Annotated in this window: 12 protein-coding genes; 7 read left to right on the forward strand and 5 right to left on the reverse strand. The window is 45.2% G+C overall.

All coding sequences use genetic code 11. The features are described 5' to 3' along the window. Positions 1-121 precede the first annotated feature (121 nt). A complete protein-coding gene (locus tag AHMF7605_RS16965; RefSeq protein WP_106931247.1) occupies positions 122-1,135 on the forward strand; it encodes a ScyD/ScyE family protein in 1,014 nt (337 codons plus the stop codon). 66 nt (positions 1,136-1,201) lie between these two features. On the opposite strand, the gene AHMF7605_RS16970 is transcribed toward AHMF7605_RS16965, so the two are convergent. The 4 genes from AHMF7605_RS16970 to AHMF7605_RS16990 form a co-directional block, all read right to left on the reverse strand. Beyond that, a complete protein-coding gene (locus tag AHMF7605_RS16970; protein ID WP_106931248.1) occupies positions 1,202-1,408 on the reverse strand; it encodes a hypothetical protein in 207 nt (68 codons plus the stop codon). Positions 1,409-2,098: 690 nt separating this feature from the next. Then, positions 2,099-3,901 (reverse strand): carbohydrate-binding protein, encoded by a 1,803-nt coding sequence (locus tag AHMF7605_RS16980; protein ID WP_106931250.1) that lies wholly within the window; start codon positions 3,899-3,901, stop codon positions 2,099-2,101. 381 nt (positions 3,902-4,282) lie between these two features. Then, a complete protein-coding gene (locus AHMF7605_RS16985; protein ID WP_106931251.1) occupies positions 4,283-5,140 on the reverse strand; it encodes an aminotransferase class IV in 858 nt (285 codons plus the stop codon). Then, a complete protein-coding gene (locus AHMF7605_RS16990; RefSeq protein WP_106931252.1) occupies positions 5,124-6,266 on the reverse strand; it encodes a DmpA family aminopeptidase in 1,143 nt (380 codons plus the stop codon). Before AHMF7605_RS16990 ends, AHMF7605_RS16985 begins: the two co-directional genes overlap by 17 nt. A 546-nt stretch (positions 6,267-6,812) precedes the next feature. On the opposite strand from AHMF7605_RS16990, the gene AHMF7605_RS17000 reads away from it, so the two are divergent. The 6 genes from AHMF7605_RS17000 to AHMF7605_RS17025 all read left to right on the forward strand — a co-directional run bounded on the left by AHMF7605_RS17000 (position 6,813) and on the right by AHMF7605_RS17025 (position 21,677). Beyond that, positions 6,813-9,218 (forward strand): ABC transporter permease, encoded by a 2,406-nt coding sequence (locus AHMF7605_RS17000; RefSeq protein WP_106931254.1) that lies wholly within the window; start codon positions 6,813-6,815, stop codon positions 9,216-9,218. Positions 9,219-9,370: 152 nt separating this feature from the next. Continuing rightward, a complete protein-coding gene (locus AHMF7605_RS17005) occupies positions 9,371-11,773 on the forward strand; it encodes an ABC transporter permease (protein ID WP_106931255.1) in 2,403 nt (800 codons plus the stop codon). Between the two features lie 35 nt (positions 11,774-11,808). Then, complete coding sequence (locus AHMF7605_RS17010) at positions 11,809-14,211, forward strand: ABC transporter permease (RefSeq protein WP_106931256.1); 2,403 nt, start codon at positions 11,809-11,811, stop codon at positions 14,209-14,211. A 48-nt stretch (positions 14,212-14,259) separates the two neighbouring features. After that, a complete protein-coding gene (locus AHMF7605_RS17015) occupies positions 14,260-16,620 on the forward strand; it encodes an ABC transporter permease (RefSeq protein ID WP_106931257.1) in 2,361 nt (786 codons plus the stop codon). Positions 16,621-16,646: 26 nt separating this feature from the next. After that, complete coding sequence (locus AHMF7605_RS17020) at positions 16,647-19,118, forward strand: ABC transporter permease (RefSeq protein ID WP_106931258.1); 2,472 nt, start codon at positions 16,647-16,649, stop codon at positions 19,116-19,118. A 153-nt stretch (positions 19,119-19,271) separates the two neighbouring features. Beyond that, positions 19,272-21,677, forward strand: coding sequence for an ABC transporter permease (locus tag AHMF7605_RS17025; RefSeq protein ID WP_106931259.1), 2,406 nt, complete (start codon positions 19,272-19,274; stop codon positions 21,675-21,677). 382 nt (positions 21,678-22,059) lie between these two features. Here AHMF7605_RS17025 and AHMF7605_RS17030 read toward each other — a convergent pair whose 3' ends face one another. Next, complete coding sequence (locus AHMF7605_RS17030) at positions 22,060-25,125, reverse strand: efflux RND transporter permease subunit (RefSeq protein ID WP_106931260.1); 3,066 nt, start codon at positions 25,123-25,125, stop codon at positions 22,060-22,062. Positions 25,126-25,130 lie beyond the last annotated feature (5 nt).

Consider the following 25,130-nt stretch of genomic DNA (forward strand, 5'->3'; position numbering starts at 1 on the left):
TTAAAGTGTGTTTAATATAAAATTAGGCCATAAAGGTGCCCTGCGGGGTAGGCATACACTTTTATGGTAAATACCCGTTCATTCCTATTTTTAACCTTCTTTTCACTTAAATAATAAAGCTATGCACCGTAAAATTACTTTTCTCTTTTCTTTATTTCTGTTATTAGGCGCTACTGGTTGCGAAGAATTCTACGACATTGTGGATGAACTCAAACCCCGCCCGCCAAAGTCGAAAGCGTTTGCTACGGGTTTAACGGCTCCTTTAGGCGTAGAGAGCGATGCGCAGGGGCAATTGTGGGTTACTGAAGCCGGCACTGGCCAAAAAAACGATGGACAACTTTCTTTTATTACCGCCCAGGGAGAAGTGCATCCCGTAGTTCAAGGTTTTACTTCGGTTGCTAGTCCCGAAGGAGCAATTTTTGGCCTTAATCATCTTCTGCTGAAAGATAACATTTTGTACATGCTGCATGGGGTAGAAGGCAAGCTCTACAAACTAAATATTTCTACTTATCAACCCGGGGATAAGCCTTTAAAAGCTTCCGACCTGGAGTACGAAGACATTGGTGCTTTTGTAAAAGAATATTTTAACACCGAAGAAACGGATATTTTTAATCTGACGGTTGGCCCGGAAGGAGATTTGTATATCGTAGATGCAGCCGCGAACGCCGTTATCCGGCGGGATGCCGAAACTAAAGAATTAAGCGTGTTTGCCGCTATTCCCCCCATCGACAATCCGGGCGGAGAACCAGACCAGGTACAGGCAGTACCCACCGGAATTATTTTCGACGGGGAAAAATTCCTGGTTTGTACCTTTACGGGCTTTCCTTATCCGGCCAAAAAAGCTACTATTTATCAAATTGATTTAGCCGGAAATACCTCCGTTTACCAAACCGATTTATCTATTTTAACCGACATGGAGCTAGGGGTAGATGGGAAACCAGTGGTGTTAGAATATGGTACCTGGACCGGAGAAACATTTATTCCTAATTCCGGCCGTCTAGTATTATCTACCTCTCACAAGAATATTTCATTATTAAATAATCTAAATTTTCCGAACTCCATTGAAAAAAGCGGCCCAAAAACTTTTTACATCGCTCAAACATTTGATGGAGAAATAAGAAAAGTCACTTTCTAACCTGTTTACGGCTATTTACACCTAAATAAAACAGCCGCTCCTTATTTGGAGCGGCTGTTTTATATTTTAATTTTTTATTTCGGCGGTAGACTCCGTTAAAGTTGCATTATCTTTTTTTACTTCAATTAATTCTGTTTTTACGGCAGTTTCAATAAACCGTGCCCGGTTTTTAGGTAAAATGGGCGCGGCCCCACCGAGTCCGACCCCCATGGAGGCCAGAACAATAAGACACACGATACCCGCTAGCTTAATTATTTTGCTTAATTTTTTCATGATTTAGGAAATAAATATTAAAAGGTTACACACCGTGGAACCCAAAAATCTTAATGAAACTTAATTGTTTCTGCCAAGAGCAGGCAGGGAAAAGATTAGCTTAAGCGAGAAGCGGCGGGTTTTCTTTTGAATGGGCGGGAATAATTTTAAGTAGACAAAACTTTTGTAAAGTTTTAACCCAGAAGTACTGTTTGGCGGCTAGGGCAAACCTAACTTGGTAGATCTGGTTATGCCCGAATAATATTTGCTCAAACTGAAATAAGTATAAATTATAATAATTTAACTTCTTTTTAAAGCCAAGTTGTACCGCCCTTCTTAATGATATAGATTTCTGACTATTGGAATATACCGGAAGAACAAGCTCCGTTAAACTAACTTGTGGTGGCTGATAATTATAATAAATAGTATATCCCGAACACGTAAGTACGCTGAGAAGCCAGGTTACCGTTAATAGTAACTTAGCAAATTCTTTTCGGTGATAGTTGTGGTAATTAGCAAACATATTTTAATGGATATCCCATTGCTGTTGATTGCTTTTGCCGTAATGGTGTATGCACCTTCTTTCGCATGGTACCAATTTTTGTTTAAAGAAGGTACGTTTTCAATATAAATCAACTGTTTTACTGTACCCTCTCCTGGAGCCAATTTCCGGCCGTTCTTACTCCAAATATTGGCGAATTAAGTGCGAAACTACTCAACTACAAGAAGGTTGGTCACGGTCTGGGCGGCAGAGTGATCCTCCCAACTCCATACCAGATTGTTGTTACCATCGAATTCTACCGCGTGCGGCCCCGTGCCGACGTTGCCGTCGCCGAGCCAATTGGCAATGAGGATGTTGCCGTTGGGAACAACGCTGTAGCCCGAGAACTTTCTCAGCCGCGCTTTCGGGTGATTGGTCATGCCGCCCCAGTACTTGATGATAGCGCCAGTCGGGCTGAGCTGTAGCAGCTTGTTGTCATCCTTACCGGGTTGATACAAGTTGCCGACAGGACCCATCGTGGCCTGCGTGTCGCCGTTGGCAAGGCGATTAGCGACGTATCCCTTACCACCGTACAGCAACTGCTGCCAGACAATAGTGCCGGTCGCATCTACCTCGATCACCTTATACTTTAAATCGTTGTTGGTGTCGCCGGTGATTAACGTGTGGCCGTCCGCCAGCCGACGAGCGAGGCGGAAGGTAGTAATATTATTGATCGTTATTTTCGAAACTTCCTTACCGGCGCTATTTACTTCCGATAACATTACTTTGGCGGGCGTACTGCCGGAAGCGCCTTTTGACCAACCGATCAATGTATTGCCATTAGCCAGGCGCTGCGCCGTCGAAACACCCGAATAGGTACTAATCGACCAGCCTTTGGCGCCCGTGGTACGGTCGTATTCGGCGGCGCCATTGCCGTGGCTCACGAGTATCTTGTTATTGGCGACCAATTGCAGGTCGCGCGAGCCGCTCGGAATCGATACTGTCCAGTTTTTAGAAGGGTCTTTTTGGTTGAGGAAAACAAGCCTATTAAAGCCATTATCAACCATATAAAGCGTGTGCTTTGTGCTGCCGGTATTATAAGTAAGGTTATCGATGTTTGGCCCGTTAGAACCAATGGTAGTTAATCGTATTTTGTTGGCTCCCGCTACTAAACTAACCGTTGCCGAAGAAACCGCCCAGTTCGCCCAACTTCCTGTGGAGGAAAAAGCCAGGCTTGCCGCAACTACGGTGCCATTCACCTGCAATTGTAAAGGCCGGTTAGTAGTGCCGCCATTGGCATGTCTGAATTGCAGCGTAAAGGAACCGGGGGTTGTCGCGTTAACGGTCCATTCGATAAAATCACCGGAGGCATGTACATAATCGGCAAAACCCGAACCGGTATAGCCGGGTTGATTAGTCGTTACTACTGCTCCGCTTAAAAAGGCTTGTTCTGCTTCAAGAGTTCCGGATTGCGTTACAACTACTTTAACTGCAAGATGATCGATATTGGGCCCATTGGCACCGGTTGTGGTTAAGCGTATTTTATTGTTTCCGGCAATTAAATTAGCGGTTGTCGAAGAAACAGACCAGGTTGCCCAACCGCCCGTAGAAGAAAAAGCAAGATTTGCAGCAGCTGTTACTCCATTTACCTGTAATTTTAAAGGTCGGTTAGTGGTTCCGCCATTGGCATACCTGAATTGCAGCATAAACGAACCGGCAGCCGTAGCGTTAACCGTCCATTCGATAAAATCATCTGTTGCATGTACATAATCAGCAAATCCGGTTCCGGTATAACCCGGTTGATTAGCAGATATTACCGCTCCGCTTAAAAAGGCCTGTTCCGCTTCATAAATAGTTGTTTCCGTTTCATTATGGGCAGTATTCTGCCTAGCATTTTCCGAAGGAGTAATTAATTCAAGCTCTTGTTTACAACCTGTAAAGCAGAAAGCCGCCGCAATAAGGAAATTAATAAACAAACTGCCTCCGGTAGGTAAATAATTGCCGTTAACCGAATTAATTTTTAACAATTTCATTTTGGTTACGTTTTAATTCTTAAAATTTAGTTACTGGTTTCTAATGACTGCAATAAAACTAAATAGTCCGGGTCATTAAAGGAGCTGTAGCCCGAGGTATTTAAAAAGAGGCGAGAGGCACTTTGTTGTGGAGGGTATTTGCCACAACCAAAATTCGTATAATAGAGGAGTTAATCTTTTGCTACTAAGAATTAACTCCTTCATTTAAAAGCTATTGTATCCGTATATTACAACTTTTTGGGCAAATTTACAATACTGATTTTTCAGTATTTTCCGGCTACTATTGCATAGCATTGAATAACAAAGTGCCCTTAATTCTACTATTCTACCTTCACGCATCCGCTCATCCACTCATTCAAAATTCACTCATTCACCCATTCATTAAAAGCTTGCTACCAGCGCGTGCTGATTTTCCAGGGTCGTTAAATCCTGCAGTAAGTCGAGGGTTACCGGGCCGGGTTGGCCGTTGCCGATAATTTGGTCGTTTACCTGCACAATGGGGATAATGCGCTTGGTGGTGCTGGTCAGGAAGGCTTCTTTGGCTTGGGCCAGGTCGGTAAGCGTTACAGTTCCTGCTGCGGTGGGGTATTTTTTATCGGCGAGTTCCAGTACATTTTTGCGGGTAATACCTTTGAGTACGTCTTGTTCCGGGGTGCGCACCTGATTATCATGGGTGACAATAAAGAAATTACTGCGCGGAAACTCGGTTATAACCTCGTTGTGATAGTATAAAACATCCGTCGCACCCTGGGCTTTTACCTCTTTCATCAGCCGGATGCCAGTGGTGTAATTAATGGTTTTGGCCGGGGCTAACTCCCGCACGAAAGAATAAGTAATAATTTTAATTCCCTGCTGAATTATTTCTTCGGTGGGCAGACTTACTGGTTGTTGGGTAATAATGAGGTTGGGAGCAGCGGGGGTGTAGCCATCTTCGGAGTAGCCCCCAGTCAGAACCATTTTAATGCCCGATTCCGGAATCTGGTTTTTCGCCATTAACTGGTACAGCACTTTTTTAAGCTCATCCGGAGTAAAAGGCACTGGCAAATCCATGAGCCGGGCGGATTCGTAAAAACGGGCCAGGTAATCATCTAAAAACAAAGGCACGTTGTTTTGTATTTTAAAAAAATCGAAAATGCCGTAGCCCCGCTGCACCGCTAAATCGCTGATGTGCAAATAAGCTTTCTCTAGTGGTATAATTTCCTGCTGATGGTAAACGAAAAGGTTAGGGCTGGAGGGCATCGTGTTTTTTTAAAATTTTAAGCGTTTGTTCAATGGGTAAGGCCGGAATACGGTGTTGGTCGCGCCCAATTAAAGTTTCGGCCTTAAAAAGAGAATTTAAAATAGCTTCTTCCGTAGCTTCAATGGTAGCCAGAAACAAAGGCGTTACCTCATCGTTGCGCAGCAACGTTACGGTCTGGGTTTTTGCTTGTGTATTATGCGGAATACGCAGATTGGGGTGCGTGGAGAAAGCAATCACGTAATCGCCGCTGCCATTGGCGGCAATACCGCCGGTTTTACCTAAGCCCAGCAGGGCCCGTTTGGCCATTCGTTCTAGGTTACGCGCGTCCACGGGGGCATCGGTAGCCACCACCATCATGCAGGAACCATCGGCTTTCGCTTTCATTTGTTCGTTCAGGTAATTTTTTAATTCTTCGCCCACCGGCGCTCCGTTTATCTGCAATACGCCGCCAAAATTCGTTTGTACCAACACGCCCACGGTATACCCCCCCTGTTCCGGAGTAAGCTGCCGCGAAGCCGTACCCATGCCGCCTTTAAAGCCGAAACAAACTGTGCCGGTACCCGCGCCCACGTTGCCTTCGGCCACCGGGCCTTCATTTGCCTCTTGAATCGCTTGCCGCGCGTGCACCTCCGTTACGTGCCGGCCCCGAATATCGTTGAGGTACCCATCGTTGGTTTCGCCGACCAGCGCGTTTACCGATTGCACCTTTTCGTTGCCCGGCACTTGCAACGTATAGCTAATCAGAGCAGTTATAGCGTTGGCTACGTTTAAGGTGTTGGTGAGTAAAATAGGGGTTTCTAAGTTACCTAATTCTTGTACCTGCGTACTACCGGCTAATTTGCCAAACCCATTGCCCACGTACACCGCGGCCGGTACTTTTTCCTGAAAAATATTGCCACTATGGGGCACAATCGCCGTTACGCCCGTCCGGACGGTTTCACCTTCGTTTAATGTTACGTGCCCTACTTTTACACCGGGCACATCGGTAATGGCGTTGTTTTTACCCGGAAGCAAAATACCTATTTTCAGGCCGTATTCGCGGGCTCGCTTCCGCTCCTGGGCCCGTACGGCACCTACCACAATCAGCAGGATGAGCAGACAGAATGCTTTAGAAATAGATACCATAAAATGTTCGGCGGGTAATTTTTTCTGCTAATTAGTAAAATTTTAATCATGCACAAGAACAAGTAAATAAATTTAAAAGCTTAGTGTAAGTAAAATCTCAAACTAATTCCCGGACTTTACGGAGGAAAAGGAAAAGTACGGTTAAATTAATTGCCTTATTCCCTGCATCTTTGCTTAACTGGATTTTGCTGGCAGTTATTTGACTGGTACTTCCAGAACAAGAGCCCCCAATAACGCGGCGCGGAACACTGGAGCCCGTTCTGTTATTCCGGATGCTTTTCTGTTACTCCACATCCGGCTGTTTTCAGCGGAACCAAGTTGTTGCAAAACCGAACAAAAGTTGTATCAAAACCGGACGATTTTACGGGTAAAAATTAAAAAAAACAGCTGCATCTACTTGAAATACAGGCAGTTGTTAACGTGGCATTTTTATTAGTACAACTATAGCTAGGCTTTATTAAAGCACTGCTCGACTAAAAAGGAGCCGTTAACTGCTTATACCCAATAAATCATTATCCATTCTGACAACTCGACCATTCAACCACTATGTTAAAAAACTATCTGAAAATCGCGTTCCGTAACTTGTTACGCCACAAAGGGTATTCTTTTATAAATATTGCCGGACTGGCGGTTGGCATTGCTTGCTGCACGTTTATTCTGTTGTTTGTGCAGGACGAGCTTTCTTTCGAGAAAAACCATCGTAAAGCCAAAAATATTTACCGGCTCACGATTACCGTGGATAATAGCGGCACCCTGGAAAAAGCCGGCATTACTTCGCCGGCCATTGCGCCGCAGCTCAAGCAAGATTTCCCGGAAGTAAAGCAATTTGTCCGCTTTCTGAGTACTGGTAATCAATCTTTAATTCGCTACCACGATAAAGCCCTGTACGAAGCGAACGGCTATTTTGTAGATTCTACGCTGTTCCAGGTATTTGATTATCCGTTAGTGGCCGGCAATCCCAAAACCGCCTTAAACGAACCCAATTCCATTATCCTGAGCCAGGAACTCGCCCAAAAGTATTTCGGCACCGAAGATCCCATGGGTAAGATTATAGAACTGGAAACCCAATCCGCTAACACCTTAAAAGTAACGGGTATTCTGGCCGAGATCCCGCGTACTACCCAGGTGCGCCCGGATTTTCTGGTACCCATGCGCTTAGTGGGCGGCGGCTTTTTGAGCCAGTGGTTCGCGTACGGACTTGCTTCTTACATTCTGGTGAATGATCATTTTAATGCGGCCGCTTTTGAACAGAAATTACCGGATTTCACCAAAAAATACCAACCTCACTCTCCCGGTAATCCACCGCCGCCTTCGCTGCACCTTCAGCCTTTGCTGGATATTCACTTAAATGCCAATTACGGTGGACAAATAGCCCCCGTGAGCGATATTAAAAATGTGTACTTATTCTCGGCTTTAGCGCTGTTCATAATTTTACTGGCCTGCATTAACTTTATGAACCTGGCTACGGCCCGCTCGCAAAACCGTTCCAAAGAAGTTGGGGTACGCAAAGTAATTGGGGCTTCCCGCAGCCAGCTTATTCGGCAGTTCCTGAGCGAATCGTTAATTCTTTCGGGGTTGGCGCTGGTATTAGCTATTGCTATCGTGTATCTGGCGTTGAACTTATTTAATCAGTTATCCGGCAAATACATCCAGATCAATTTTTTAAGTAACCCGAGTTTATGGCTGGGCTTATTGAGCCTCACGTTTTTTGCGGGTATTGTAGCGGGTTTATATCCCGCCTTCTACTTATCGGGTTTCCGGCCGGTTCAGGTACTAAAAGGCAGATTCGGGGGCAGCACCAACGGGGCTACTTTACGGAAAGGCTTAGTCGTTTTGCAATTCGCTATTTCCATTGCCATGATTGTGGGTACGGCCGTGGTGTATAACCAAATGCAGTACGTGCAGAACAAGCGCCTGGGCTTTGATCAGGACCAAATGTTAGTGGTAAATATTCCGGGTAATTTGGATTTTAAAAAATCCCGGACCTTAAAAGAAGAACTATTGCAGTTACCGGAAGTAAAGCAAGCCACGCTCACCAGCTCCATTCCCGCCGACGAAAACTGGTGGCGTACGCCCATGCACCCCATGGGCAAAGGAAATTCCAAAGAAAATTCCATTATCGGGTTTGTGTTGCCCACCGATTTTGATTTTGCGAAAACCTTTGGCCTGGAGTTAAAAGCGGGCCGGTTCCTGAATAAAAGCTTTATCACCGATACGGCCCGGGCTATTATGCTCAACGAAGCCGCGGTAGCTGGTTTTGGCTGGCAAAAACCGGAAGATGCCTTAGGCCAGCGGATTAGCTATGGCGGCAACGATTCTATTGGCAGCGTAGTGGTAGGCGTACTTAAAGATTTTAACTTTCAATCGTTGCACCAGAAGGTAGAGCCTTTAATATTCAGCGCTAGTTCTAGCCGCGCTTCGTTTTTAGTAGTAAAAGTGCAAGGCGCCGACCTACCCGCTACCCTGGCCAAGCTCGAGCAAAAATGGAACGCTTTTGACGCCAAACACCCCTTTGATTTTACTTTTATGAACGATCGCTTGCAAAGCCAGTACCAGGCCGAAATACGCCTGGGCCGCATCTTCGCGGTATTTGCCGGTCTGGCTATTTTTATTGCTTGCTTGGGCTTGTTTGGTCTGGCTTCTTTCACCACCGAGCAGCGCACCAAAGAAATCGGTATCCGCAAAGTACTGGGCGCTTCGGTGAGCAACATTATGGTGATGCTATCCCGTGATTTTGTGAGGCTGGTGTTAGCCGCCAACCTGATTGCCTGGCCCATCGCGTGGTACGGCATGAGCCAGTGGCTGCAAGATTTTGAATACCGCACTCCTATTTCGTGGTGGATTTTTGGGATTGCCGCCGCTGCCGCTTTATTAATCGCCCTGGTTACCATTAGCGTGCATTCGCTCAAAGCCGCGGTGTCGAACCCGGTTACTGCCTTGCGGAGCGAATAGGCTCTGGACCATAATTTATCGGCAACAAGGAAAACCACGGGAATACGCCCCTGGTTTTCTCTTCTTTTTAAAGGTCTTATTTTGGATTTCTGCTAAACAGGAAAATGCTTAAATTTTATACATGCTGGTTCTGACGTAAAACAAGTAAAGCTATGTGGTACAATTATTTAAAAATTGCTTTCCGGAACTTGCTGCGGCACAAACTGTTTTCGTTCATCAACATCTTTGGGTTGGCCGTGGGCATGGCGGCTTGTCTGCTCATTGTGCAGTATGTCCGGCACGAATGGAGCTACGAAGATTTTCATAAAAACGCAACTAACGTTTACCGCGTAACGCTTGATTCTTACAAGGGTTCTGAATTTGTAGTTACCGATGCGGAAACGTACCGGCCTTTAGGCCCGACTTTAAAAGCCGAAATGCCCGAAGTCCGGGAATTTGTCCGGATGCACGAATATTTCGGCAAAGAATTCGGCACTCCGGGCCGTTCGTTCATCGAGAACCGGGTATATGTAGCCGACCCTTCTGTTTTTAAGGTGTTTACTCACTCATTTATCTACGGCGACCCGGCTACTGCCTTATCCGCCCCGTTCCAGGTAGTTATTACCGAATCCACCGCTAAAAAGTATTTTGGGCACACTAACGTGCTCGGAAAATTGCTGCAGCTTTCCCGGTACACCGAAAAGAATAATCTGATTATTGCGGGCGTAATCGCCGATGTGCCGCCCAATACGCACCTGAAGTTTGATATTTTAATCGCGTTTCCAACCCTGAAACAATGGGGCGAATCTTTTGATAGTTGGGAATCTAACAACGATTATACTTATTTGCTGCTAGCGCCAAATACTCAATTACAGGCTTTTAATCAGAAATTATTTACTTTTTCGAAAAAACGGTTAAAGGCCGAAATAGTTGTTGCGGAGCCGCTTAAAAGTATTCATTTGTATTCGCATAAGAGCTACGAACCCGAAGAAAACGGAAACGCCGGAACCGTATATTTCCTGCTGGGTATTGCCTTTATTATTATAATAATTGCCTGGATTAATTACGTGAATTTAGCTACGGCCCGAGCCGTGGGGCGGGCCAAAGAAGTAGGCATCCGGAAAGTAATTGGCTCTTCCCGGCTTAGTTTAGTAAAGCAGTTTATGCTGGAATCTTTCGTGGTAAATGCGCTAGCGGCTTTGTTTACCTTGGGTTTACTAAGCCAGGGATTAGTAGCTTTTCGCGTCGTAACCGGTATTCCGCTCACTAGTTTCTCGGATGCGGTTTTCTGGGGTATTTTTTGCGGCTTATTATTAGTTGGTTCTTTGCTGTCGGGTATTTATCCGGCGTTTGTGCTGGCCGCTTTTAAAACGGTAAATGTTTTAAAAGGCAAATTCAGCCACTCCGTTCATGGCCTTTGGCTACGAAAAGGCTTAGTAATAGGGCAGTTTGCGGCCACCATTCTGGTTATAGTGGCCGCATTTACCATTCACCGGCAGATTTCTTTTATGCGGCAACAGGATTTAGGCATGAACCTAAACCAAGTGCTGGTCGTGCGGGCGCCGCAAGCCTTAGGTCCTGATTCGCTTAGTCGAAATCTCGGAGCAAGCTTTAAAAATGAGCTGTTGCGTAACCCGGAAATAAAAATGGTTTCTAATGTCGGATCGTTACCGGGCTTAGACGTAAACGATTTAAATTCTACGAGTATAATGCCCTACGGCACTTCGAGTGGGCAAACCGGTTATACGTACTATCATTTTGCTATTGATGCCGACTTTATTCCTGTCCTGGATTTAGAAATCATTGCCGGCCGTAATTTTCTGGCGGATCGCCAAAATCAAAACGAAATTATTGTAAACGAAGAATCGGTCCGGCTACTAGGCTACCAAACTGCTGCCGAAGCAATAGGTAAGCGCACTACATTTAAAACGGATGATAAAATGCCCTACTCCATTATAGTTGGAGTGGTTAAAAACTATCACCATCATTCCTTAAAAAATGCCTTTATCCCTTTAATATTTCGGTACTACCCGTATACTAACAACTATATAGCCCTGCGCCTAAATAGCCCGAATATACCCGGAGCGCTAAAAAAGGTGGAAGCTACCTGGCAGACTCTTTATCCGGGTAAAGCTTTTTCTTATTTTTTCCTCGACGACAAGTTTGACCAGCAGTACCGGGCAGACCAGCAATTGAACCTCATTTTTACTTTTTTCTCGGGTATCGCCATTTTATTGGCCTGTTTGGGCTTATTTGGGCTGGCTTTCTTTACCATTGTGCAACGCACCAAAGAGATTGGTATCCGCAAAGTACTGGGCGCGTCCCTGAGCAGTATTCTGTTTTTATTATCTAAAGATTACATAAAGTTAATTCTGATAGCGAATGTTCTGGCTTTACCGCTGGCCTGGTGGGGCATGTACTCCTGGCTGCAGAATTACGCTTTCCGCATCCCGCTTACCGCTTGGATATTTGTTATTCCGGCCATTATTATTTTAATGATTGCCTTGCTAACGGTGAGTACGCAGACTATTAAAATTGCTTTAGCCAACCCGGTAGATGCGTTGCGCAACGAGTAAGAATAAGAACTTAGAACCTTTTAATTGTTGCAGCTATGTTTTATACGCACTTTCTCGTCGGAACCCGGAACTTACTTCGCCACCGGTATTATACCTTGCTCAACGTGGTGGGTTTGGCCGTGGGGTTAGCCTGCGCCTTGCTCATCTGGGTTTTCGTGCGGTTTGAAAGCAGTTTTGATCAGTTTCATGCGCATCCGGAACGCATTTTCCGGGTGGTCACGGAACTACGATTCGACGACCATACCGGCCATCAGTCGGGCGTACACGTGCCCTTTCCGGCCGTTTTGCGCACCGACTTTCCCGAAGTAAAAGTAACGCAATTATCGCATTACGGGGGCAGTCAGGTTACCGTACTAAACGAGCAAAAAAACGCGACGCCCAAAATGTTCCGGGAAGACGTGGGGGTATTTTTTCTGGAGCCGGAATTTTTTAAAATTTTTAATTTTTCTTTTCTGCGGGGCAATCCCCAAACCACTTTATCGGCGCCCAACCAGGTAGTGCTTACCCAACAAGCGGCCGAGCAGTATTTCGGCAGTTGGCCAACGGCAGTTGGTAAGTTTATTCAAATTGATGATAAAACCTTACAAGTAGTGGGCATTTTGCGGAACCCGCCCGTTAATTCTAATTTTCCTTTAAAAGTATTGGTCTCGTTTGCTACGTTGCAACCTTCTATCAAAAACAAAGGCTGGAACGGCATCGACAGCGACTTTCAGTGTTTTGTGGCCTTACCGGAAAACGTATCGGCCGGCCGGTTTCAGCAACTGCTCACCGCTGCGCACGATAAAAACGTGGCTCCTCCTAAAATTACTCATCCTACGCTCCAGCCCTTAGCGGATCTGCACTTTAACCAAGAATACGGCACTTTTACCGGTTCTACGGTTACGCGCCAGACTTTGTGGTTATTTGCGGGCATCGGCGTTTTTCTTATTCTGATGGCCTGCGTAAACTTTATAAACTTAGCTACCGCTTTGGCCGCGAAACGTTCGAAAGAAATTGGCGTGCGCAAAGTATTGGGGGGCAGCCGCTGGCAATTGTTTCGCCAGTTATTAACCGAAACCGGTCTGGTGATTTTAGTGGCCATGGCACTGGCCATCGGGCTGGCTTACCAAAGTTTTCCGTGGCTGAAACAATTATTAAAATTACCGGAAAGTCTCTCGCTTTTTTCCGGGGAGATTTTGTTTTTTGTACTCGGCGTAATGGGCTTGGTTACCTTGCTCGCCGGCACGTATCCGGCTTTGGTATTATCGGGTTTTCAACCGGTATTGGCTTTAAAAAGCAGGGGTATTACGCAAACCGTGGGCGGTATTTCGTTGCGCAAAGCTTTGGTGGTGGTGCAGTTTAGTATTTCGCAGGTTCTCATTGTCGGAACGATTCTGATTATCAATCAGATGAATTTTGTGCAAAACCAGGACCTGGGTTTTCAAAAAGACGCCTTAATTTTTTTACGGATGGATAGCGATAGTTTGAGTCAACTAAAATTTCGCGCCTTTAAAGACCAACTATTACAAAACCCTCTTATTCAGCAGGCCAGTTACAGCAGGGCCTTACCCGCCGATATCGACTTTAACTCGAGCCGGGGCATCGAACAATTTGATAATAAAAGCTTACCGGCGTACCTGGAGCCGCAGGTAAAACTGGCCGATACGGCTTACTTCCGGACGTATGGCTTGCAATTAATCGCCGGCCGAAAATACCAGCCCGCCGATACCATGCGGGAGTTAGTGGTAAACGAAACGTTCCTCCGGAAAGTGGGCCTTGTGCATCCAGCGCAAGCCATCGGTAAAACCATTCGTTTTTACGGCCAGCCCGCTTTACCCATTGTGGGGGTGGTAAAAGATTTTACTAACTCCTCGCTGCACGACGAAATTGCGCCCGTTATCATGAGCACCCGTACCGACCGGTACCAAACTTTAAGTCTGAAAATCAGCACCCAGAACATTGCCCAAACCATTCAGGTAGTAAAGCAGCAGTGGCAGCAGACTTTTCCGGAAAAAGTGTTCGATTACCAATTCGTCGACGAAAAGCTGGCCCAATACTACGAGCAGGACGAAAAAATGCTGCGCTTGTTTAAAGCTTTTGCCGGGGTGGCTATTTTTATCAGTTGCTTGGGTTTGTTTGGTTTAATGGCTTTTACCGCGCAGCAACGCACCAAAGAAATTGGGGTGCGCAAAGTACTGGGCGCTACCGTTACGAATATTGTTTCCCTGCTTTCTGTAGATTTTTTAAAATTGGTATTGCTGGCTAATGTGATTGCCTGGCCCCTGGCCTGGTGGGGCATGAACCAATGGCTGCAAAATTTTACGTACCGCACGCCTATTTCGTGGCAATTATTCGCGCTGGCGGGCGGGGCAGCATTACTAATTGCTTTCGTTACTATCAGCTTTCAGGCCATTAAAGCCGCAGTAGCGAACCCGGTTGATGCTTTGCGCAGTGAGTAATGCCGGATTTTCTAAACTTGGGCTCTAACAATTTAAAATTTTACAACCATGTGGTATAGTTATTTTAAAATTGCGTTGCGCAACTTATTCCGGCAAAAAGCTTATTCTTTTATTAATATTTTTGGTTTAGCTGTTAGTATGGCTTGCAGCATTCTGATCTTAATCTGGGTGCAGGACGAGCTAAGTTACGACCGGTTTCACACGCACGCCGACCAGCTTTATCGCATTACTTGCAGTATGCCCGATATTAAGGCGGCTACCAGTGTAGTTCCGATGGCACCAGCTCTAAAGGCCCAAATGCCCGAAGTAGAAAATACCGTGCGGTTATGGCGTTCTACTAATTTATTTGAGGTAGCAAATCGTAAGTTCGAAGAAAAGGACGTGATTTTTGCCGATGCTACTTTCCTGGAAATGTTTTCTTTTCCGCTCCTGCAAGGTGATCCAAAAACCGCGTTGCTGCGCCCGGATGGAATAATAATTACGGAAGCCACAGCCCAAAAATATTTCGGCAAAACGAAGGCACTCGGTCAGATGATCCGCAAAGACAATCAGGATAATTTTGTGGTAACGGGTGTTTTGGCTAACGTACCGACTAACTCGCATTTGCAGTTTGATTTTATTTTACCGATGTCTTTTCTAGCTCGCACTAATTACGATTTAAAAGTAAGTAATTGGAATAATTTTGATTTTTATACCTATGTGCAGCTCCAGAAAAATGCAGTTTCAGGAGCAGTATCTTTGCAAAAGCTGAATCAACGCATTTCCCAAATTTTCTTAGCTAACAATAAGGAGATAAAGATAGATTTTCAATTGCAGCCTATTACCAGCATTCATTTACATTCTAATTTACTGCTCGAATTCCCTGGTAACGGTAGTATCCAGTACGTGCGTATATTTTCAATAGTAGCTTTCTTTATTCTAGTAGTAGCTTGTATTAATTTCATGAATCTGGCTACCGCACGTTCTGCCCGCCGGGCTAAAGAAGTAGGTTTACGTAAAGTTATTGGAGCCCGTCGGAACCAACTAATCGGGCAATTTCTGAGTGAATCTACTATTATTTCCGGATTGGCACTGCTATTGGCAATTGGGCTAGTTTGGGGATTATTGCCAGTATTTAACCATTTAGCGGATAAAAACCTGACGATTAAGTTTTGGGATGTTAAACTGCTCTTTACTTTGCTGGGCATTGCGCTAGCCACCGGGCTACTTTCCGGCAGTTATCCAGCCTTGTTTCTATCTAATTTTCAATCAATAAAGGTATTAAAGGGAGGCAAAATAGGCACTAGCAACGTGCTTTTCCGCAATGCTCTGGTGGTGACCCAATTTGTGATTTCTATCGTGCTTCTGGTAGGTACTGCCGTAGTGTATAAGCAATTACAGTTTATTCATGATAAGCATCTGGGCTTTGATAAAGAAAACTTGCTTTACCTACCCATGACCGGCGAGCTATGGAGTAAGCAGCAGGCCTTAGAGGTGGAGTTAAAACAAAATCCACTTACCAGTCATTACACCATTATATCTGATTTACCTACCAACCTAACTAATGGCACCGTAACGGTGTATTGGGAAGGGAAAGATCCGGCCTCGCAACCACTTTTTCCAGAGATAAAGGTAGACGAAAATTTTATTTCGGTTTTTAGGATGAAGTTGTTGAGTGGCCGAAGCTTTTCGAAAGCATTAAAATCCGATACGGCCAACTACATCGTCAATGAAACGGCCTTGCGCGTTATGGGAATGGATAGAACCACGGCCATCGGCAAGCCGCTTACTTATCAGGAAACCAAAGGCACTATCATCGGGGTAGTGCAAGATTTTAACTTTAAACCCATGCAGCGGGCCATTGAACCATTAGTTTTACGGTTCAACCAAGGAGGCGGGAAAGTAGTAATAAGAACAACACCTAGTAATACACAGGCTACGATTAAAGCTTTAGAAAAAATTGACCAAGCATTGAACCCCAGTTATCCTTTTACCTATAACTTCCTCGACCAGGATATCGCCAACCTCTACCGCACGGAGCAACGCATGGGTACTTTTTTTAATGTGTTTGCTGTTTGGGCTATCCTTATTTCCTGCCTAGGCTTGTATGGTTTATCCGCTTTTATGGCCGAACAGCGCACCAAAGAAATTGGCGTACGCAAAGTGCTGGGTGCTTCTATTTTAGATATTGTGTACCTGCTAGGAAAGAATTTTATCAGGCTGCTGCTCCTTGCAATCATCGTTGCTGTTCCGCTTTCGTGGTGGGCCATGAATAGCTGGCTCGAGAATTATGTCTACCGCATTGAGTTGAACTGGATTATTTTGTTGGCAGCTTGCCTTACTGCTTTTCTGATTGCCGCCTTAACTGTGAGTTACGAATCTATAAAAGCCGCCATTACCAACCCCGTAAAGGCATTGCGGAGTGAGTAAGGTTATTTTATTAAAACTATAAAGCCATGTGGTACAATTTTCTTAAAGTAGCTTTTCGTACGCTGTGGCGGAACAAGTTTTTATCGGGAATCAATCTTTTTGGTTTAGCCTTGGGCATGACGGCGTGTTTGCTCATTTTGCGGTACACGAGTTTTGAGTGGAGTTATGACCGGTTTCATGTAAATAGTAATCAGATTTACCGCTTGCAACTGGAGCAGTATACGGCGGGGGAGCCAACCGAAAAGAGCGCCCAAACTCCCCCCGAACTCGGCCCCGCCCTGCAAGCAGCCTTTCCCGAAATAAAAGAAGTTACCCGAGCCGCTCCCTGGTTGGGGGGAGTGGTATCTACCGTAGAAACCAATGACCAACAACGATCTTTTAACGAGTCGGATTTACTTTTTGTGGATGCGGCTTTTTTGCGTTTGTTTACCTTTCCGCTCATCAAAGGTTCCGCTGGAGTGTTAGATGAGCCTAATACCGTAATTATTACCGAACAAACCGCCAAAAAATATTTTGGCCCTCAAAACCCGCTGGGAAAAACGCTTACGCTCGATAACCATAACCAAGGGCATCATTATAAAGTTACCGTGCGAGGAGTGTGCCGGAATGTGCCGGCCAATTCGCATTTAAAATTTAATTTCCTGGTTTCGCGCCAGGTTACCGGGCAGGAAGGCGGACCTCCTACCTGGTCGGCTTACACCTACGTTTTGTTAGCGCCAAACACGAATGTAGCTAATTTAGAAAATAAATTAACCAGATTTGGGCGGCAAAACCAGGCGGAGCCAACCGGAAAATCCCTGCCCAAACAAATACTTTCTTTACAAGCCTTAACCCATATTCACTTATATTCCCACTTAGCCACAGAAGTACCCGGGAGCGGGAACGGCAAAATGGTGTGGTTCCTGACTTTTATTGCGGGACTCATTCTGCTTATTGCGTATGTAAACTACATTAATCTGGCTACCGCCCGAGCTACCGAAAGGGCCAAAGAAGTAGGCATCCGGAAAGTTTTGGGTTCGCAGCGGGTACACTTAATCCGGCAGTTTTTCCTAGAATCTTTATTACTTAATTTAATTAGCGGTGCCCTGGCTTTGGGGCTGATGCAAATTTCCTTGCCTGGGTTTAGCCAGCTAGTGGGCATACCCGCTTCTTTTCACTTAGGGCAGCAGTACTGGTTTGTGGGCGCTTTTCTGGGGCTATTATGGGTAGGTGCTTTGCTTTCGGGGTTATATCCGGCCCTGATTCTTTCGGCTTATCAGCCGGTGCAAGTATTAAAAGGGCGGATAAGCCCCTTAAGACAAGGCCTTACGCTCCGGCAGTCGTTGGTACTATTTCAGTTTGTGGCTTCAATTACTTTAATGGCCGGCACTTTCACGGTTTACCGGCAATTCAATTACATGCGCAGCAAAGATTTGGGCATTGATATTTCCCATACTTTAGTGATTGCGGCCCCGCAAGCCCGACGGGAAACGCTGGAACAAGAACAAGCTTTTTACCAAAGAAACCAAACCTTTAAATCAGAGATAAGCCGTTATCCCGGCGTAACCGGAATAGCCGCAACCTCCAATGTGCCTGGTATTGCCATCGATTGGACGCCCCATTATTTTAACAGCCCTAGTGCACCGGATAAAGTAGCTGTTAACCGTCCAACTATAGCTGTTAGCCCCGAATTTATCCGTCAGTTTAATTTGCGGGTTATAGCGGGAGAAGAAGTTTCACCGGAAAAGGCCAGGAACATGGCCGCTCACCAAGTAACCCCAATTATGCTCAACGAAGCGGCCGTACAAGCTTGTGGGTTTAATAACCCGGAGGCAGCAATTGGGCAGGCTATTTACATGCGAAATGGCAGTGGTAAAAATTTTAAAAACCAAGTAGTAGGCGTTATCCGCGACTTTCACCAGCGTTCGCTAAAAGAAACCTATACGCCGCTCATATTTTTAATTTCTGAAAATGCCGGGGCTGTTACGCACTACGCTTTAAAAGTAAATAGTACTAACATCAGCCAAACCATTGCTCGCATCGAAACCACCTACAAAAATCTGTTTCCCGGCAGCCCTTTTGAATATTTTTTTCTTGATGAGTTTTTTAATCAGCAATACCAAACCGACAAGCAATTTGGTCAGGTTTTTAGTTTGTTTACGGGTCTGGCAATTTTTGTAGCCTGCCTGGGCTTGTTCGGTTTATGTTTATTTACCACCACCCAGCGCACCAAAGAAATGGGCATCCGCAAAGTACTGGGCGCTTCGGTTTTCAGTATTGTCTCGTTGCTCTCGAAAGACTTTCTGAAACTGGTTTTACTGGCAAATTTTTTGGCCTGGCCGCTGGCTTATTGGGGAATGCAAAGCTGGCTGCAAAATTACTCTTTCCGCATTCCGGTAAGTGCTTGGTTGTTCGTAGTACCCGCCTTATTAGTGTTGGTGCTGGCACTGCTTACCATTAGTTTGCAGGCGATAAAAACTGCCTTGACTAATCCGGTGAATTCGTTGCGGAGTGAGTAAATGGATAAATGAGAGAATAGGTGAATTTTAACTAAATCAGAATTAAGATTTTGTTTCTGACTCTTCCATATTATTGCTTCCTAATTAATTGAACCGGTAATGATCGGCACCATCATTCACTCATTCATAATTAATCTAAAAACTGCTACCACTATGTTTTACAACTATTTTAAAGTAGCTCTGCGGCATCTTTTAAAACACAAAGGATTTTCGTTTATCAACATTGCCGGACTAACGCTGGGCCTTACGGCGTGTTTGCTGATTGGTTTATTTGTGCGCGATGAAAAGCAATTTGACAAATTTATTCCGGAAGGAGACCGGATTTACCGCTTGTATTATAAAATTACCAATAACGAGGGCACTAGTAACATTGCTACTACGCCACCCATGTTTGCGACTGCCTTGAAGCAGAATTTTCCGGAAGTAGAGCAAACCCTGCGCCTATTAAATATTCCCTCTAAAGTTCTCTTTCAAACCGGTAGTAAAGAATTGTACGAAGAGGGAGGAGTATTTGCGGAGCCTACTTTTTTTGATTTCTTTCCGCTTTCATTTACGTATGGTTCGGCCGTTAAGGCCTTGGCTGCCCCTAACGCCATTGTTATTTCTCATTCCATGGCCCAAAAATACTTTGGCTCCGAAAATCCAGTAGGTAAAGAGATTAGATTAGACAAAGATTTATTTCGGGTAACGGGAGTGTTTCAAAACAATCCCAAATTTCATTTACCGGCAATGTATATTTTGCCTTTAGCCGCATCCGGTTTGCCCGACGAGCAGTTAAAAAGCTGGGGCTGGTATTCTTTCCAGAATTACGTAAAACTTAAAAAAGGAGCCAATAGCTCTATCTTAGAACGCAAATTTCAGGATTATACCCGCTCCTTCTTAACGGATAAACAGGCCACTTATCTGCCCCTTTTGCAACCTTTGCATCAGATTCATTTATATTCTGCCGCTTTTAAATATGATATAGCCGCCAGAGGCAATATAACGTACGTGCGCGCCTTAAGCCTTATTGCTGTTTTTATTTTACTGATTGCCTGCTTTAATTTTATTAACCTGGCTACTGCCAAGTCGCTGCAGCGGGCAAAAGAGGTAGGCGTGCGCAAAGCCATTGGAGCAAGCCGCTCACAACTATTCGCGCAGTTTATCGGCGAAACGCTGCTGCTTACTTTTGTTAGTGTGGCTATTTCTATTGCTGTTACTTACCTGGCGCTTCCCTGGCTGAATAACTTTACGACCAAGCAAATCCAGTTTACCCCTCTAAGCAACCCTTTTATAATACTTCTATCTGTCGGCTTAACGCTGGCGCTTGGGCTTTTAGCGGGTTTTTACCCGGCTTTGGTTTTATCCGGTTTTCAGCCGTTAAAAGTATTAAAAGGAACTGCCTTGGCGGATGTCGGGCCGGGTAAAATTTCGTGGCTGCGGCACGGGTTGGTAGTAGTGCAATTTACTTTATCGGTTTTACTAATTATTAGTGCTCTGGTAGTAATAACCCAGGTAAATTACCTCCACCAGAAAGACTTAGGGTTTAACAAAGAAGAAATTATGTTTTTCCCGATGCAGGGGGATAATTTGACAAAAAATTACGAAACCTTTAAAAATGAATTATTGCAAGTGCCAGGTGTTACGGCCGCATCAGTAGGTTATGGCTTTCCGGGTGATATGTTTGGCGATGGCATTATAACAATGCCGCTGCGCGGAGAACAAAAATCAGTAAAAGCCACCCAGGTGATGGTAGATTTTGATTATATTAAAACTTTAGGTCTGCAGTTATTGGCTGGTCGGGATTTTTCACGGGAATACAAAACCGATACCGCTGCTGCTTACATTATTAACGAAACTGCGGCGAAAGAGCTTGGCTTTTCTACTCCCGAGCAAGCCTTAGGGCATACGCTGCTGTGGCCTACCTGGCGAAAGCCAGACCTTATTAAGAAAGGACAAATTATTGGCGTGGTAAAAGACTTTCATTACAAAAGTTTGTATGATAAAGTAGAACCAGCCGTTTTGCATATTTATCCGCAAGCCTACTGGAAGGTAGCTGTAAAACTTAAATCGGCCGATATTGGAGCAACCGTTAACCAGGTAAAAAAAGTCTGGAACCGGTTTACGCCCGATTATCCGCTGGAATACACTTTCCTGGACCAAAGTTTTGCCATCATGTATAAAGCCGAGGAAAGTCTGAAAACCCTGCTCTGGATTTTTACCTTCATTACCATTTTTGTTTCTTGCCTGGGTTTGTTTGGTTTAGCCGCCTACGCCGCCGAGCGGCGCCGGAAAGAGATAGGTGTCCGGAAAGTATTAGGCGCCAGTATAAATCAGATTACTTTACTTTTATCAAAAGACTTTGTAAGATTAGTACTAGTGGCTATTCTTCTGGCTTCGCCGGTTGCCTGGTACTGCATGCATATTTGGTTACAGAATTTTGCCTACCGCATTGATATAGGTTGGTGGGTATTTGCGGTAGCAGGGTTTGGTTCCATAGCTATTGCCGTAATTACCATCGGCTTCCAGGCCATAAAAGCAGCCGTGGCTAACCCAGTAGATGCCTTGCGCAACGAGTGAAGGAGTGGATGGGTGAATGTATTGAAGCTATGATTTACCTGTCTGAATCATGATGTATAGGATTTAAGGATTACTGTGATTGTTCGTCGGAAGCGCAGATTTCACGGATTTCACGGATTATAAATTGTCAGAATCAGAAGGTAAAGCTTGGAGAGTAGTAGTAAAAAACGCCCTTCCTCAATTGAGGAAGGGCAGGGGTGATTTCTTTCCGGAAGAATTGTTTTCCCAAAACACAGTAACCATTCCAAGTTCATCTCACCTTTCTAAATCATCCGCTCTCTAATTTAACTATAATCTTGGCAATCCTTTAATCAAATAAATCAAGGTTCAGACAATAATCTGCGAAATCAGTGTTATCCGTTTAATCCGCGATTCAGACAAATCAGCTATACTGTAAAACCTGCTTTGTTTTTACTTTCGGCGGAATAAGCTTATAAATAACCGGCGTAACTACTCGGGAAAGTAAAGTCGAGCTTACCAGGCCACCAATTAATACAATCGCTAAAGGCGCAATCAGCGGGTTGGGCGAAATGGCAATGGGTAATAAACCGCCAATAGCGGTTAAAGAAGTTAGAATAATGGGCAAGAACCGCAATTCGCCGGCTTCCCGGATAGCTTCTTCTAAGGACCGGCCTTCTTCGCGTAACTGATTAGTAAAATCGACCAACAAAATAGAGTTTTTTACTTCTATTCCGGCCAGGGCAATTAAACCAATAATGGCCACGAAGGAGAGCGAATTACCCGTCAGCCACAGAGCTATTACGGCGCCCACAATACCCAGCGGAATAACCGATAATACAATTAAGGTACTTTTAAAGGTCTTAAATTCCAGAATCAGTACGGCAACGAATAAGAATACGGTGGCAATAATTACCGTACCGAAACCACCAAACGATTCATTCCGGGATTCTACTTCCCCACCCATGACGTAGCGGTAGCCATCGGGTAATTTTAGCTTATCCATTTGCCCCATTACCTCACTGATGACGTTATCGGCCAGAAAATCTTTTTGCAGAAAAGCGCTCACCGATACTACCCGGGTTTTATCCTGGTGATTGATGACCACCGGCGAGGCTTCCAGTTTAAAATCAGCCACTTGATTGAGTGGAATGGCCACGCCGGCGGCATTATTTACAAATAAGTTTTCCATTACCGCCAAGGTGGCCCGTTCGGCTTTCGGGACCGTCAGGACAATGGCATGGTCGTCGCCGTTTTCGTCGGAGAAATTACCGACGGTTAAGCCCGCTACCGCCATGCGCACGGTGCGGTCGATGTTTACCGTGGGAATACCCAACTGACTCGCTTTTTCTTTGTTAATGGCCACTTTAATGTCAGATTTTAGGTTACTGACTGGGTTATCCACGTAAATAGTGCCCTTGGTATTTTTCAGCAATACTTCTACCCGGCTGGCCAGTTGGCGGAGCGTATCCAGGTTATCGCCTTCCAGCCGTACTTCCACTGGCGCTACAATAGGCGGGCCTTGTTCAAAATTTTTCACTTCGATTTTGGCGCCGGCGTAGGTTAAAAACTTTTCCCGTAAAGTTTGGATAATTTGTAGCTTCTCGTCGGCTCCGGTTTCTTCATCTAGCTGCACAAAAATCTGGGCAAAATCGGTGCGTTCGTTTTCCGGAATAACATTATAGTAAATGCGCGGATTACCTTTCCCCACGTTGGTCGAGAAATAGGCCACATCCGGCTGTTGCTGTAATTCATTTTCCACGTAGCGGGTAACTTCATCGGTTTTAGTAGTATTGGTTTGCAGCGGCGTGCGAATATTTATCAAAAACTGCGGTTTTTCCGAAGCTGGAAATAAACTGAACCCAATGGCGGGCAAAAGCTGCAAAGAACTGATGAAAATTATTGCAGTTATCACCAAGGTAATTACCGGCCGGTCGAGCGCCCGGTTTAGTAAAGGCGCGTACGTTTGATGAATACCTTTCTGCAAGGCGCGTAAGAACAGGTTTCCGGCTACGTGGCCTTCGTGCTGTTTTAAAATCCGGCTCGCTAGAAATGGGATAATGGTGAGCGATACTACCATGGAAGCTAATACGCAGGCAATAACCGCCATGGGTAAACTCCGGATAAAATCACCGGCTCCTTCGGGCAAAAACACCAGGGGCATAAAGGCAATAATGAGCGTAGCGGTACAGCCCACCACGGCCAGTCCGATTTGCTTCGTTGCCAGCAGGGTAGCCTCCAAACGGGAGTAGCCATCGCGCAACCAGCGTTCAATATTTTCCACGACCACAATACTATCGTCCACGAGCAAGCCCAGCGCCACTACTAAACCCACAATACTCAACTGGTTTAAATTATAGCCCAGCAAATTCAGCATTACTAAACCAATAGCCAACGAAAGCGGAATGGAAATCATCACAATCAGAGCGGCGCGACCACCTAATGGTAAGAGGGTAATGGCTACCAGCAGAATAGCAATAATAAAGTCAATGCCTAAGCCACCCAAGCGCTTATTTACGTTTTCGGCCTGGTCGAAATTATGCACCAGGTCGATGTTTTGGGGGAGTTGTTGCTTAAATTTCTCGATTACCGGCAAGTATTTTTTTTGAGTTTCCGAAATATTAAAGCCAGGTTTTTGAGCCGCGGTAATATACACGCTTCGGTGCCCGTTCAAGCGGGTGATGTGTTTGTTTTCTTCGTAATCGGTGTGCACCTGCGCCACGTCTTGCAGCAGGATATTTTTGCCATTCTGGCTGAATACAATGGTTTGGGCAATTTCAGCGGGCGATTGATAATTGCCACTGGTTTTAATGTTAAACGACTTATTTCCCGCTTCTACGCTACCTCCCGGAATATTAGCCATTTCGCTTTGCAAACTCCCGGTAATGGCCGACAGCGGAATATGCATCTGGGCAATTTTTTCTAAGTGCAGGTCTACGCGCACAATCTGCTCCGGCAAACCGGCAATTTCTACGTTTTTCAGGGCCGTAACTTTTTCCAGTTGGTCCTGTAAGTCTTCGGCTTGCTTTTGCAATGCTTCCCGGGAAGCATTTTCCGAAACCAGGGCTAATTGCAAAATATTTACATCCGAAGGCAGCACTTTATTTACCTCGATGCTGAAAATATCAGCGGGCAATTCACTGCGCATGCCGTTTACTTCGCGCACCAGTTCCTGGTATTTATCGTTTACGTTGCTCTCGTATTTGTATTCGACGTTCAGCACCGCTACCCCGTCGTTGATAGAAGTTCGAATGCGTTTAATATCTTCCAGTTCCGTAATTTTTTTCTCCAAAGGTTCTACCACCAAATCTTCTAAATCCTGCGGACTCGTTCCTGGGTAAATAATTACAATCGGGAATTGCGGGGCTTTAATTTCGGGATCTTCGGATCGCGGCATGGTGAGCAAGGTTGTGATGCCGACCACAATGGCCATGAGAAAGAGTACCAGCGTAAACTGGTAGTTTTTAACGGCGTATTCGGATATTTTCATGGCAA

The organism is Adhaeribacter arboris (genome assembly GCF_003023845.1).
Classification (GTDB): Bacteria; Bacteroidota; Bacteroidia; order Cytophagales; family Hymenobacteraceae; genus Adhaeribacter; species Adhaeribacter arboris.